Origin of the sequence: Brevibacillus sp. HB1.3 (assembly GCF_013186635.1) — a bacterium.
GTDB classification, from domain to species: domain Bacteria; phylum Bacillota; class Bacilli; order Brevibacillales; family Brevibacillaceae; genus Brevibacillus; species Brevibacillus brevis_D.
Window position 1 is genome coordinate 263,614 of the sequence record NZ_JABMIT010000006.1, and the last position, 13,746, is coordinate 277,359.

The 13,746-nt window shown below is 48.5% G+C and carries 11 protein-coding genes; 2 read left to right on the forward strand and 9 right to left on the reverse strand.

Features of this window, described 5'->3' with window-relative positions; all coding sequences use genetic code 11:
• Positions 1 to 22: 22 nt before the first annotated feature.
• The 6 genes from HPY31_RS16395 to HPY31_RS16420 all read right to left on the reverse strand — a co-directional run bounded on the left by HPY31_RS16395 (position 23) and on the right by HPY31_RS16420 (position 7,092).
• Positions 23 to 1,300 carry an MFS transporter gene (locus HPY31_RS16395; RefSeq protein ID WP_172141570.1) on the reverse strand — a complete coding sequence of 426 codons (1,278 nt, stop codon included), beginning with the start codon at positions 1,298 to 1,300 and terminating at the stop codon, positions 23 to 25.
• Between the two features lie 75 nt (positions 1,301 to 1,375).
• On the reverse strand, positions 1,376 to 1,978 hold the full coding sequence (locus tag HPY31_RS16400; protein WP_172141571.1) for a TetR/AcrR family transcriptional regulator: 603 nt from the start codon (positions 1,976 to 1,978) through the stop codon (positions 1,376 to 1,378).
• 148 nt (positions 1,979 to 2,126) lie between these two features.
• Positions 2,127 to 3,563, reverse strand: coding sequence for a dipeptidase PepV (pepV, locus tag HPY31_RS16405; protein ID WP_172141572.1), 1,437 nt, complete (start codon positions 3,561 to 3,563; stop codon positions 2,127 to 2,129).
• Entirely contained in the window at positions 3,550 to 4,281 is a 732-nt protein-coding gene (locus HPY31_RS16410; RefSeq protein ID WP_016743107.1) for a GTP pyrophosphokinase, read from the reverse strand. Before HPY31_RS16410 ends, pepV begins: the two co-directional genes overlap by 14 nt.
• 133 nt (positions 4,282 to 4,414) lie before the next feature.
• Entirely contained in the window at positions 4,415 to 6,496 is a 2,082-nt protein-coding gene (locus HPY31_RS16415; protein WP_172141573.1) for a methyl-accepting chemotaxis protein, read from the reverse strand.
• Positions 6,497 to 6,618: 122 nt separating this feature from the next.
• Positions 6,619 to 7,092, reverse strand: coding sequence for an N-acetyltransferase (locus HPY31_RS16420; RefSeq protein WP_007722846.1), 474 nt, complete (start codon positions 7,090 to 7,092; stop codon positions 6,619 to 6,621).
• Positions 7,093 to 7,292: 200 nt separating this feature from the next.
• Between HPY31_RS16420 and HPY31_RS16425 the strand changes: the two genes are divergently transcribed.
• Positions 7,293 to 7,886 carry a TetR/AcrR family transcriptional regulator gene (locus tag HPY31_RS16425; RefSeq protein WP_007722843.1) on the forward strand — a complete coding sequence of 198 codons (594 nt, stop codon included), beginning with the start codon at positions 7,293 to 7,295 and terminating at the stop codon, positions 7,884 to 7,886.
• A gap of 38 nt (positions 7,887 to 7,924) precedes the next feature.
• Here the strand turns inward: HPY31_RS16425 and HPY31_RS16430 are convergent, their stop codons facing one another.
• From HPY31_RS16430 to HPY31_RS16440, 3 genes are read right to left on the reverse strand one after another with little or no spacing between them, the layout of a single operon-like run.
• Entirely contained in the window at positions 7,925 to 9,601 is a 1,677-nt protein-coding gene (locus HPY31_RS16430; protein ID WP_172141574.1) for a peptide ABC transporter substrate-binding protein, read from the reverse strand.
• Positions 9,602 to 9,604: 3 nt separating this feature from the next.
• Positions 9,605 to 9,778: a hypothetical protein gene (locus HPY31_RS16435; protein ID WP_016743111.1), complete on the reverse strand. Its 174-nt coding sequence runs from the start codon at positions 9,776 to 9,778 to the stop codon at positions 9,605 to 9,607.
• A complete protein-coding gene (locus HPY31_RS16440) occupies positions 9,738 to 11,066 on the reverse strand; it encodes an ATP-binding protein (protein WP_172141575.1) in 1,329 nt (442 codons plus the stop codon). Before HPY31_RS16440 ends, HPY31_RS16435 begins: the two co-directional genes overlap by 41 nt.
• Before the next feature lie 180 nt (positions 11,067 to 11,246).
• Here HPY31_RS16440 and HPY31_RS16445 point away from each other — a divergent pair, with 180 nt between their 5' ends.
• A complete protein-coding gene (locus HPY31_RS16445; protein WP_016743113.1) occupies positions 11,247 to 13,739 on the forward strand; it encodes a U32 family peptidase in 2,493 nt (830 codons plus the stop codon).
• Positions 13,740 to 13,746 lie beyond the last annotated feature (7 nt).

Here is a 13,746-nt window from a genome sequence, read left to right on the forward strand (position 1 = left end):
TTTTTGATACTGAATTCCCTTATTATTGTTTCCCCAACCGCTGTCCCGAATGCGCTCGAGTAGTGATCCGATAAAACAGTACGAGACAAGTCAGTCCCATCCCTACAAACATTCCGGTGATTGCAACGTTGGGAACCCACGCACTGACAAGAATAAACACACCTGCACTGCTGACTCCCACAATGCTAAACAGAGAATGTACAGCCATATACGTACTCCGGGCATGATCTGGCACCATATTGGCGAGTAACGCTTGTTTTACCGGAATGTGCATCACCTCACCCAGGCTCGCGAAGAACATGGCAATGAGCAAGACAGCGGGAGAGCTGCTGAAGCTAATCCATGCATACCCGCAAAAATACAGGACAAGGCCTATCAGGAGCACCGTCCTATCTCTCATGCTCTTCACCACGTAGGAGATCAAAACCGTCAAGCAAACAACCAGCACCGTGTTTTCTGTTTTTAATAAACCTAATAAGTTCATCCCATCCACCTGAAGGACAAGAAACGAAAATAACTGCTCAGGCTCTGGGATTTCTTTCACTAAACGCAGGCCGATGACATTGGTCAATTGCTCCTCTACAGCAATAATGAGCAAATTCGCTACGTTAAACAGCAGAAAAATCCGATGCTTGAGCACTTCTTGATAAGCTCCCAAGACATCTGCCATGAAACTCGAATCTTTTTGTCCTTGCTTGCCAGACGCCTGGCGTGGACGTTTTTCTGGCACATACGTTTCCTTGATCAACAGGATCGTAATGGCGAGCGAAATTGCGATGCTCACAGCCACACCGAGAAATAAAGCAAAATAATGCTCGTCGAACAAAAAAGCCCCCACCAATCCTCCTATCGCTACCGCCAGATTATTCAACCAATAGGAAGCAGTAAAAATCGCTCGTCTGTTCTCGGGCTGACTCACATCAATGATGAGTGCTTGGTAAGCAGGACCTGACGCCCCCAAACATAAGTGATGGAACAGAAACAAAATAAATGTCACATAGGGCAGCTGGAGCCAGGGCGAGTTAACGAAGGCCACACCAAGAAAGCTGAGGAAAATGACCGCCTCACATGCAACGATGACTTTTTTTCGCCCGATCCTGTCCGCCACATATCCCCCTGCAAAAGAACCTGTGACACTCGCTACCATCACGCCTAAAAACATAAAACCCGTTACAACCGTCCCCAATTGCTTGGAGAAAAAAACAATCAAGTACGGGGTCACAGTCATACTCGCCATCGTCGTCAAAAACTGCAACATTAGTCTGATCTGGATGTTCCTGTCGAACTTCCAAAAATGCATTGTGACCACTCCTCTTTATTATAACGATTGATTAATCAATCATTTATATTCCGAAAAAAAGACCGATGGAGAATGCTAGCGATTCTTCGGTCCAAAAAGCTGCAGGGCAACCGGAACAAATTTTTCCCACATGTTGCTTTGTGGCTCATCCGTCAAATTCACACGCAGGCCAATTAACAGACTCAGGTAAGCTGTCGCCACGTATTTGGGATCCTGGACATGCAAGAGTCCTTTCTGTTGTCCGTTGACCAAAAGCTCCGCAATTTTTTCACGGAAGATGTTGTGAAACGAGTCTAGCTCAGCAAAAGAATAGGGAAAACGATTGTAGTAGCCGACTACTTGTACGACCAGACGCAGGTACGAATCGAACTCAGCGAACATCTTGATGTGATTGGTCACCATTCTCTCTAATTCTAGTAATGGCTCTGATGCTTGGGGATCAAAGTCCAGAAGTTTGACGGAATGCTCTTGTAACGGCTCCGTAACAGCTGCATGAAAGAGCTGATCCTTGTTTTCGAAGTACGTGAAAACACTGCCAAAGCTCACTCCCGATGCTTTCGCGACTTTTGCAATGGTGGTATCATCATAGCCGCGCTCGGCAAACAGGAGAATTGCCTGCTGGAGAATCGTTTCCCGCTTTTGTTTCATTTTTAGTACTTGTTCTTCTGAAAGTGGCATGCTATACAGACTCCTTGCCAATGAATGATTAGTTGATCAATCGTCACTTGCATTATAGTACTGACTTCCAGTATTTGCAAAGATTTTTGTCTCGCCTGATCGCAAAAATAGCAAACGGCTGGAGCTTGTGTCCAGCCGTTTGCTATTTCTACTTCGCTAATTCATAGATCGCTTGCGCGTAAATCGCTGTCGCTTTGATCAGGTCATCCACGAAAATATATTCATCTCGCTGGTGGGCACTGTCAGGTCGTCCTGGGAAAAGCGGTCCGAATGCTACCCCAACATCCAACGAACGGCCGTAGGTAGCGCCGCCAATTGCAATGATACCAGCTTCCTCACCCGTTTGTTCTGTATACACGCGTTGTAGTGTCGTAACCAAAGGATGATTCGGGTCGACGCGGTGCGGTGTCAGATGCTCAGCCACTTCAAGCGTAAATGCTCCTTCACTGAATCGTTCAGCCAAAACGGCCGACCATTTTTCGAAGGCAACAGAATGTGGGTAACGGATATTCAGACGGAAAAGCGCATCCTGCTTTTCGTCATACTCGATCACACCTGTGTTCAGTGTGAGTGCGCCCATTTCTTCATCATTATGCGCGATGCCGATCGCTTCCCCACAATACTGCTTGTGCAAATAACGATCAGCCAAGCCTACGAATACTGCTCCGCGTTCATCCAAGGACAAGGTTTGCAAAAAGTGAATGAGCTCGGTACCCGCATTGACACCTTTGCTCGGGTCCATTCCGTGAACTGAGACGCCCTCCATGTGCAGAACCACGAGGCCATCCTGCTCCTCCACCTTGCCTTTCAAGCCAGTCGCGTCCAGGTGCTGACGATAATTTTGTGCAATCGCCTCACTATTCAAGCCGATTGGCGCAAGTGTTGCTACAGCCTTGTCTGGAACCATGTTCATCCGCAAGCCAGCCTGTAAGGAAACGAGCTTTGCTTCCACATTTTCCGCAGCAGGTATTCCGAGGCTTTGGAAGGATGCTAGCGTCTGGCGCAATGACAGGTCAGTCAAGCCTTTCTCCGCATAGATCAGCGGGAAGTCTGCATCTGGCGTAAAGCCCATCGTCGGCATTTCTTCCGTTTCAAAATAGGTGTTCACACATTGCCAGCTCGATTCTTCATCTGTACCGAAAATAAAGCGCACGCGCTTCGACAGCGGCAATCCCAGCTCCAGCACGATCTTTGCGGCGAAAATGGCCGCCATCGTCGGTCCCTTGTCATCAATCGCACCACGTGCCACCAAGCGTCCATCCACGATCTCAGCCGCATACGGTGGTGTACTCCAGCCATCGCCTTCCGGTACAACATCGACATGGCTCAGAATGCCGATCAATTCCTCACCTTGTCCGAATTCAGCGTGCCCTGCATACCCGCGGACGTCTTTGGTTGTCATACCTGCCTTTTCACATACGCCTAGCGCAAAGTCAAGCGCTTGCCGAATCCCTTCACCGAAAGGGGCACCTTCCCGCGCGGACTCGGGGTCTAGTACGCTTTTTATTTGCAAAAATTGTTGCGTCGTCGCAATCAGTTCTTCCTTGCGTTTATTTGTTTCTTCCAGCCAATTAACGCTTGTCATTCTCTTCTCCAGTCCCTTCATTCATACTTCCTTCGTCCATTGCCGCATCGACGTCGAGATCCAACTCCACCAACGATAGTAATGACTCCATCGGCACTTCTTTTTTCGTAAACTCTGCTTGGGCGTCTTTAATTTCGTCCCGGATATTGTTCATTTCGCTATCCAGCTTGTAGGACGCCTTGGCAGCTTCGAACAATCTTTGCCGTATATCGGATGGGATAATTCCCTCGTATTTATAATTCAGCGAGTGCTCAATCGTCGCCCAAAAATTCATTCCCAATGTGCGAATCTGAATTTCTACCGGAATGGTCACTTGCCCACCCGCCATCATGATCGGATACTCCACAGCAAGGTGATAGCCGCGATAGCCGCTTTCTTTTGGGGTAGAGACATAATCCTTCTCCAAATACACACGCATGTCCCCGCGGTTGCGGATCATCTCTACGACTGCCGGTATATCATCGATAAACTGGCAAATAACACGGATGCCAGCGATATCGCGAATTTCCCAGCAAATATTTTCATCAATAGGAAACTGCAAGCGGTTTGCCTTGTTGTAAATACTCGGGATCGATTTGACCCTGCCCACCGCAAACTCAATCGGTGAATGCTCCTTGCGTTTGCGCAGCTCGTTACGGATATTTTTAATTTTGACTTTGATTTCTTCTACAGCTTGTTCGAACGGTAGCAGATATAGTTCCCAATCTAGTTTGTGCACGCTTACGTCCCTCCGGCTTGAAACTCTCCATCGTCCTTATCATTCAACATTTTGTGTGAGATATCCTTCCAAAATACAAAAAGAGACGGGAGAAAAGGCAGTTTTCACCGGCTTTTGCTCCGTCCCTTTTTTCTTAATTTTCGCGCGAGACAAAGGTTGCAAGGGAGCTTCTCAGCTCTTCTGCTAGAATAGCCAACTGATTCGCAGCATCTGCGATGAGCTCCATCGCTGCACTCTGCTCTTCTACCGCAGCCGAGATGCTCTGGACACCAGCAGCCGCTTGCATCGATGCGGACGATACTTCCCCAGCGACTACAGCTACTTGTTGGGCATCTGGCGCCATACGCTTGAAAGCTTCACTGACACCGTTAATTTCTTGCGACACCCCGAGGATGTTTTCCTCGATGTGCTGGAACATCTCTTGAGATTGATGGGCTGTCTTCATGCCACGGGCGGTCGTTTCGGCACCCTCGACCATTTTGGATACTGCTTCCTTCGTATCCTTTTGCACGTCTCCAATCATGCCTACGATCTGTTGGGCAGCCTGGTTGGTATCCTCCGCCAGCTTGCGCACTTCCCCTGCGACGACAGCGAATCCCTTGCCATTCTCTCCCGCTCTGGCCGCTTCAATCGCAGCATTCAAAGCGAGCAGATTGGTCTGGCGGGCGATTTCTGTAATGACAGCGATAATTCTCGAAATGTCCTTCGAGCGCCCTTCCAATACGTGAATGACATCCGTTGCAGCTTCCACTGAACGATTGATTTCGTCCATGCTGTCCATCACATCTGCGATCGCGCGTCTGCCTGCGTGGGCATGCTGCTTCATTTCTTCCGCAGATACGGTCACTCGCTCTACATTTTCCGTTACTACCGCCACATCCTTCGTCAAATCAACAGCCAGATTCAAGGTTTGTCCCATTTTCTCAACCTGGCTATCTGCAGAGGCAGCCACTTGATCGACGACGAGGACTATTTGCTGGCTGGAAGCAGCAATCTCACTGGTGTTTCCCTGAATATTTCGCACCGCCCCGGAAACGGAAGCAGCTGCCTGCTGAATCTGAAACAAGATTTTGCGCAATTGCTTCTGCATCGTAACGAGAGACCCTGCCAGTTCTCCTAATTCATCTTTTCGTTTTAATAGCTTGTCAGGAATCTCCCGCGAAAAATCACCATGCCCGATCCGTTCTGCGACAGCAAGCATGCCGCGAAACGAGCGGCGAAGCCAGTTTGCAGTAAATAACGAGATGATGACGATGAGCATGAGGACGGCACCATTAAAAGCAATCATGGCATTCCGAATGCGAGTTGGACCCTCCAGTATTTCGGTCATATTCCTCTCTGCCAAAATCGCCCACGTCTTCTTCCCCACTTTGACCTGATCGTAGGACACGAGCACTTGCTGTCCTAAGTAATCCATGCTTTCGACCGTTCCTTCTGATTGTTGGGTGAGCAAGACTTGATCGACGATGGGTGTATCTACTTTTTGCTGTAACAACGTATTGGGTCCACTGCCCAGTTGCGATCGCATAAGCTTATCCGGACCGCCAACTAAGTAAATCTTCCCGGTTTCCCCCAGCCCTTCCCGTTGGTTGAATATTCTTGAAATATAGTCCATGGATACTTCGACTGCTATTTGCCCGATGATGTAGCCTCGTTCGTAGATCGGCGCTGCAATGTATACCCCTGGCGCCCCTCCGGATGGTTCGTAAATGCCTAGATCTGACATTTCTGCGCTTTGGGTTTTCTGAACTTGCTGCACAGTCTGGCCAAGTACAGAGCCAGCGTGTTGGCCTGTCAGGAGATTGGTACCGAAATCGGCCTGCGGCTTTGTCTCGTACACGATGTCTCCTTGTGCATTCAACAGAAAGGCATTTACGAAGCCGTATCGAGCTACCTCCATCTTTAATTCGTTCGTATACCGCGCTTGCACTTCTTCATAAGCAGGTGAGCCCAGGCCTTGCTGCCACACGTTCTCAAACGAAGAAAGGGCAGACATTACTGTTCCCGATGCAGCCAACGTATCCACGTTCCTGGCTCGCTCGCGAAAGTAATTTTCCACCTGTTCCTTGTTGCTGTGACGCAGTGCTTCCAATGTAGCGGCACTTCCATTCAACAATTCCTGCTTGGATTCCTGATAAGCAAACACTCCCGCTGCTGTCAGCGGTACACTTCCTGCCAATAGTAGTACGAGCAGTATACGAGCGCCTAGTTTCATGGAAAAGCCCCCCATTTTTGCCAATCGGTTTTTCTGGTATACTAATAGAATATTATTTATATTTCTACTATTTATATGAATATAGTACCAGAAAAGGAAAAAGGAAGGCTAGACCAAATGTATCAGGCTGTTTCGAAAATCATAGCAATTTCGTCGCACATCGGCAGCTTGGAGCAGTTAATGCAATCCTTCCAGGCTTTTTGCGGCAGCGTTTCCTTGGCAACTACCCAAAACCCGCACTTTTCAAAAAACACTTGTTGATAGGTCAGCGCCAGTACACGCTTAATTCCCAAAAGGCGGCATTGCTCAACCAAATGCAGAACCAGATGTTTCCCAACGCCCATCCCCTTTGCTTTTTCCGAGATAGCCAAGGAGCGGATCTCTGCCAGGTCCTCCCACAAAATATGCAGGCCTGCGACACCTACGACCGAATCTCCGTCATGAGCGACAATAAAGGATTGCAAGTTTTCCAAGAAAGACAGCTTCGTACGTGGCAGCATCAAGCCTTGCTGTGCATATTCATTAACGATCTCCAACATGGCATCCACGTCTTTCATCGTAGCCTGACGTACTGCCAGCGCTTTTGCAACACCCATTTTACTCTCCTCCACCCCATGCATCACGAGCCTGGTATGATTTAATATTTATTCATTATAGTATATAAATATACATTCGACCTTCGCAGAAGTCTATCCTTTTTTCACCGAAATTATGCTCAATTGCATGAACTATTCTTTTGTTAGGAAATGGTTGTGTTATAATCAAGCGTACGAGTTCATAGGGAGGTGCTACATACTTGACGACGAGACGGGAACGGAAAAAGCGCGAAACACGCGAAAAAATCTTCAATGCTGCCATCAAGCTTTTCAAAACACATGGCTTTGAAGCAACCACAATCGACATGATTTCCGAAGAAGCGGATGTTGCACGCGGTACGATCTTTCTGCATTTCACTTCAAAGGAAGCCATTCTTGCTAACTGGGGATATGAGCGCCTACATGAAATCGAGGAGCGCCGGGAAGAGTGGGATTATGGTGACGAATGCAAGGCGAAGGTGCTGCGGATCTACAAGATCATGAATGAAGTCACCATCACCAATTTCGATTTCATCAAAGTCGTCGTAGAATCCTCGATGAAACATCGGAAAGTGCTTGAGAACGAAAAGAACATGTACTTTGAATTGCGCCAGCTGTTCGCCGACCTGATTGAAGAAGCGCAAGAAAAGAATCAATTGAAAAGCAAATTCAACCCACTTGTTGCTGCGAATATGTTGGAAAACATTTACTATAACGCTCTTTATGATTGGGTACGCAGCGAAGGCGCTTGGGCACTCGAAGAAATCATGGAAGAGAAGGTCTCTATCGTATTCGAAGGGCTGGTCGTGGAATAATCCGACTGACCAGCCCTTCGAATGTGACAACGTATGATTTATTCGAAATAGGCCCATTTGTACTGCGCGTATCCCAGACCTGAAATGACTACACCTTTTAACTTGGGATTTTGCGCATACACCGTAGACTTAAAGTAAAACGGAATAACTGGCATTTCATCCACCAAGATTTTCTCTGCCTCTTGCAAGATCGCTTTTCGTTTGGCAGCATCCTTCTCTTTGGCAGAAGCCGCCAATAGATCGGCATATTGACGATTCTCCCAACGAGTATGGTTGTTGCCTCCCTTCGTTCGGAATATCTCCAGGAAGTTGATCGGATCGTTGAAATCCCCCGTCCACCCCATCCGCGCTACTTGATATTTCCCGTTTTTCACGTTTTCATAGTAGACATTCCATTCCTGATTCTCCAGCTTGACGTGCACACCCAGGTTTTTTTGCCACATGTCCTGTACGGCTTGCGCGATTTTCGTCTGTGCTTCCTCCGTATTGTAGGACAGTGTAATCGGCGGGAGCTGGTCGACGCTTGCGTACCCTTCTTCCTTCATCCCTTCCGCCAATAACTGCTTGGCTTTTTCCATGTCGTTGTCTGTAAACAAGCCTTGCTCGTTCTCAGCAAACATCGTAGGCGGCACTACAGCTGTCGCAACCAGTTCCCCTCCTTGCGTGATGTTCTCCACGATGTCTTTCCGGTTGATCGCGTATGAAAAGGCTTGGCGAATTTTTTTGTTGTGGAAAGGCTTTTGCTCTGTGTTGAATTCATACCAGTACGTTCCGGCTTTTGGCGTGATCACCAGCAATCCTTTTTCCTTCAAGGTCGGCATCGCATCGAGCGGAAGATTGCCAGCCGGGGCACCTGCCCAATCGAGATCGCCGCTCTCCAGCATGGACAGCTCTGTATTCGCGTCATTGATCATATTCATTTCGATTTTGGTCAGCTTGACAGCGTCTGCGTCCCAATAATGCTCATTTTTCGTTAGCGTGAGCTTGTTTTTATGCTCCCACGTTGCGAGTTTGAACGGTCCATTCGAGGTGTAGGCTGATCCTGCTTCCTTCGCCCAGTCCGGATTGTCTTTCACCACTTTCGTATTCAGCGGAAAGTAGCTGTAAAAAGCCGTCAGCTCCAGAAAAAACGGCGTCGGGTTTTCCAGTTGGACGACCAGTGTCTTGTCATCTGTTGCCTTGACCCCGATCTCTTCAGGCTTCGCTTTGCCAGCAAAGGCCGCCTCTGCATTTTTTACATAAAACAGTTGGTAGGCATACTGGGAGCCGTTTTTGGAATCGAGAGCCCATTTCCAAGCGTTTTCAAAATCGTGCGCAGTTACGGGATCGCCGTTCGACCACTTCGCATTGTCGCGAATCGTGAAGGTGTACGTCAACAAATCGTCTGATGCCTTGATTTCCTGGGCTATCGCGGGCTGAGGAATGCCCTTGTCGTCAATGCGAGTCAGCCCCTCAAACGTTTGAAAAATAACATTGGATGACCAAACATCCGAAATGAGTCCGGGATGAAGAGAGAGCGGTTCTGTAAAGTTATTCAGTCTGAGTATTTGTTCGGGTTGCGCCGATGCATTAGCTGGTGTAGCTTCATTCGTTGGTTGTGCGACAGACTTTGCTGCTTCCTGTGGTTGTCCGCATGCAGCAAGCGCTAAAGCCAAACCTGCTGCGAAAAAAGCTTTTCCTGTTTTTTGCCACCATCTGTTTGCGGATCGTCTCATGGTCTATTCCCCTTCGCTCGAGAGCCTTCGCTGTTCTTCACGCTGCTGCCATTCTTTTAGCTCGCTTTTGATTTGATAGAGTTCTGCACGTGTTTCGAGCTTGAACGCTTTTAATTCACTTCTGATGACAGCCAACTCATGTAAGAGTCGCTCCCATACCTCTTGATCTTTGTCCATGTTCCTCTCCTTTTCCGGTCATATACACTGCAGGCAGTTGAATCGTCACCTGCGTTCCATGCCCGTGTTGACTCTGAAAGTGGATCGTCCCTTGCATCGCCTCGATGATCCGGCAGGTTACCATCAAACCGAGACCTGTCCCTTTTTCCTTTGTAGAATAAAAAGGTAGCCCTATCTGTTCAATCTGCTCTGGCGTCATCCCCTCTCCCTCATCCATGATGGAAATCACATGATAGTTCCCGGCTGCTCGTACGGTGACGTGCAGTATGCCACCTTGTCCCATCGATTCGATACCGTTTTTCATCAGATTCATCAATGCTTGCTTGAGCTTAACGGCGTTGCTCTCAACGAATAGGCCCGGCTCGGTCTCACAGGCGATTTCCACTCGGTTCATGACGCTGTAGGAGGACATGATAGCCGTGACTTCTTTCACGGTATGCGCAATCTCCAGTCGCTCCAGCGTCTCAGAATGAGGCTTGGCCAGATTTAAATAGTCGGAAATGATAAATTCAGCCCGATCGAGTTCATTTAAGACCAATCGGATATATTCAACGTTTTTCGGATTCGTCTCCTCACGTAACAGTTGGACAAAGCCACGTACCACCGTGAGTGGGTTGCGCACTTCGTGGGCGACACTGGCTGCCAGCTCGCTGATCAGGTTCAGCTTTTCCGAGCGTTCGACCTGCTTGCGGATAATATGAGATTCTCGAATAAACTCGATGAAGTAAACAGCTGCACCTTGTACGATCAAAGCGAGGTAGCCGATTTCCACCAGCGGCTCCAGATAATTGTGAATGATGGACAACGGGAATCCTCTCCAGATCAAAACAACCATCCCTCCACCGATGATGGATAGCTGCTTTAAGCATCCGATTAAGAGAACGAGCCCTAGTTTCTTTCGTAAAGAGTAGCCATACCAACGATTCACCAATAAAAACGGAATGATCGCATAAACCATCGTTCCAAGAATCGTTACGAGCACGCCATCGCCACCTAAAACGATCCTTACGATAAACATCACCAAAATCGTCAAAATGCCTGGGATATACCCAGCGTATAAAATGGTAATAATGATCGGTATCGAGCGTAAATCGTACTCCATACCATTACTGAGTTGTACTGGAAAGCTCATCGCAAAAATAACACTGATCGAGCTACAAACGATAACCATTGATGATTTGATGCTCATCTTGTTCGAGGTTGATCGCCCCAGCCAAACATTTCTATACAGCAAAACAGGGACGATAACGAACAGTAACTGTAGCAAAATGTCTTTGATGATTAACATATATCGGTTCCCCTGGCTCTTAGAATATTTCGATTTTTCTTACAGAATAACATTACAGATGTCTTTCTGGAAGGCACATTTTCAACATCTGGCAGAAAGGATGTTTTTGTTGCGGTGACCAGCACATTTCCCTATGATGAAGAAGAGCTTGTTTGAAGACCTTGGAGGTAAGACATACACATGCGAAATGGTATAAAACGTGAAGATATCGAGCTGTTGGCACCTGCCGGTAACTGGGACTGCTTGAAGGCAGCCGTGGCCAACGGAGCCAATGCCATCTTTTTTGGGGTAGAAAAGTTCAACGCGCGTGCTCGTGCTGAGAACTTCCAAATGGCGGAGCTGCCTGAGATTATGGCTTATTTGCACATGTACGGGGTAAAGGGCTTCCTTACCTTTAATATTCTCGTATTTGAAAATGAACTAGAGGATGCACGCGAGCTGATTGACGCCTGTATTCACGCTGGAGTCGACGCTGTGATCGTTCAGGACCTCGGTCTTGTAAAGATGATCCGCGAGATATCTCCAGACTTCCCGATTCACGGCTCTACACAAATGACGATTACTTCGCCGGAAGCGGTGGAGTTCACGAAGCCGTTTGATATGGAACGCGTCGTACTCGGCCGTGAAAATTCATTAAAAGAGATCAAAAAAATCGGTGAAAAAGCAAAGCTGCCGATGGAAGTATTCGTTCACGGTGCCTTGTGCGTTTCTTATTCGGGACAATGTCTGACCTCGGAAATGTGGGGTGGACGCTCGGCAAACCGCGGAGAGTGTGCCCAAGCCTGTCGCTTGCCGTATGACCTGATGGTAGACGGTGTGCAAAAGGAAATGGGGAACATCGCTTACGTGCTGTCTCCGAAAGACTTGGCTGCTATCGATTTGGTTCCTGAGTTGATCGAGGCTGGTGTGACTTCCTTTAAAATTGAAGGCCGCCTGAAAACACCTGAATACGTGGCAAACGTCGTGAGTAAATACAATGCCGCCATCGAGCGTTATTTTGCCGGACAAGATACGGGACCAACCGAGGTAGAAGTACGCGAGCTGCAACAAAGCTTCTCTCGCGGATTTACACACGGATTTTTGACCGGGACAAACAACAAGCAGCTCGTAGATGGTTCGTTCCCGAAAAGCCGTGGTGTGTTTTTGGGAACCGTGAAAAAACTGCTTCCTACAGGCGTTTTGGTGGAAATCACTGCTCCTGTCAAACGCGGAGACGGAATCGTGTTCGACGCGGGTGACCCCACGCAAAAAGAAGAAGGCGGTCGCATCTACGATATTTTGAGCCGCAGCAAAAAGGTAGAAGGCGAAGTTTCCAAAGGCATGTACGAAATCGTCATGGGACGCAATGACGTGAATCTGAAGCGTCTTCATGTCGGTGACCGCGTATGGAAGACGAGCGATCCTGAACTGGATCGTCGCCTGCGCAAAACGTTCGAGACGGAAAAGCCTTATCGCACCTTCCCGCTGTCTGTTCACGTGAGCGGAAAGCTGGGTGAAAAGCTCAGTGTCACTTGGGTGGATAAACAAGCGAATCACGCTGTCAGTGTTCCTTCCGAGGTACTGCTGGAGACTGCATTGAAGCGTCCACTGACGGCTGAGTTGCTGCATGATCAATTAAGCCGTCTGGGCGGAACCATTTTCCACCTGGAAGCTCACGATCTGACTGTCGATCTCGAAGGGGATCTCATCGTACCTGTCAGTGAGTTGAACCGGATGCGTCGTGACGCGGTTGAACAGCTCGTGTTCCTGCGCTCGAAGCCGCCGATTTACCACCATCACGATATCAATGTATACGCGGATGCCCCGAAGAGCCAGCCAGTGGAAAAGCCGCTCCTGACAGCGCTGTGCCGCTCGCTTGAGCAATTGGAAGCAGCTGCGCAAACGGATGTGGACTTCCTCTACGCTGACTTTGAATTCGTCAAGCAGTATCCAGAGGGTGTCAAGCTGGCCCATAAGTACGGGAAAAAGATCGGGATTGCTACGATGCGCATTCATATGCCGGATGAAAACGGTGTCCTTGCCCTGATCGCGAAAAGCAAACCAGACGCTATTCTGGTGCGCAATACGGGCGCACTCTATTACTACTTGTCCCGTCGTGATGAAATCGACATTCCACTGATTGGCGATTTCTCCTTGAACGTCGCAAATCACAAGGCAGTTGAACTGTTCCTTGCAACAGGTCTTGAGCGCGTCACGCCATCGTATGATCTGAACATCCAGCAAATGGTTGATATGCTCAGCCGCTCAAACGCTGCGAACATGGAGCTGGTTATCCACCAGCACATGCCGATGTTCCACACCGAGCACTGCGTTTACTGCACATTCATGAGTGAAGGTACTGACCATACTAACTGCGGAACTCCATGCGAGACCTCCCGCATTTCTTTGAAAGACCGCGTCGGTTTTTCTCACCCTGTGCGTGTGGATACCGGTTGCCGCAATACCGTTTATAACGCGATTGACCAGTCCGGTGCTGAATACTTGAGCGAGTTCCGCTCCCTGAATGTCGGTAGCTATCGCATTGAGTTTTTGGAAGAAGAACCAGAGCGCGTGAAAGAGGTAATCAGTCTGTATCGCAAGGCATTGCGCGGAGAAGTTAGCGGTACACACGTATGGCGTACCCTGAAGGCAACCAACCAGTTGGGCGTCACACGTGGGCAACTGACGAAATAAATACCAG

What these genes read in the sequence shown, in the direction of transcription:
- HPY31_RS16445 (WP_016743113.1), top strand. Translation starts at nt 11,247, where the DNA reads ATGCGAAATGGTATAAAACGTGAAGATATCGAGCTGTTGGCACCTGCC.
- pepV (WP_172141572.1), bottom strand. Translation starts at nt 3,563, where the DNA reads ATGACAAGCGTTAATTGGCTGGAAGAAACAAATAAACGCAAGGAAGAA.
- HPY31_RS16440 (WP_172141575.1), bottom strand. Translation starts at nt 11,066, where the DNA reads ATGTTAATCATCAAAGACATTTTGCTACAGTTACTGTTCGTTATCGTC.
- HPY31_RS16435 (WP_016743111.1), bottom strand. Translation starts at nt 9,778, where the DNA reads ATGGACAAAGATCAAGAGGTATGGGAGCGACTCTTACATGAGTTGGCT.
- HPY31_RS16430 (WP_172141574.1), bottom strand. Translation starts at nt 9,601, where the DNA reads ATGAGACGATCCGCAAACAGATGGTGGCAAAAAACAGGAAAAGCTTTT.
- HPY31_RS16420 (WP_007722846.1), bottom strand. Translation starts at nt 7,092, where the DNA reads ATGGGTGTTGCAAAAGCGCTGGCAGTACGTCAGGCTACGATGAAAGAC.
- HPY31_RS16415 (WP_172141573.1), bottom strand. Translation starts at nt 6,496, where the DNA reads ATGAAACTAGGCGCTCGTATACTGCTCGTACTACTATTGGCAGGAAGT.
- HPY31_RS16395 (WP_172141570.1), bottom strand. Translation starts at nt 1,300, where the DNA reads ATGCATTTTTGGAAGTTCGACAGGAACATCCAGATCAGACTAATGTTG.
- HPY31_RS16400 (WP_172141571.1), bottom strand. Translation starts at nt 1,978, where the DNA reads ATGCCACTTTCAGAAGAACAAGTACTAAAAATGAAACAAAAGCGGGAA.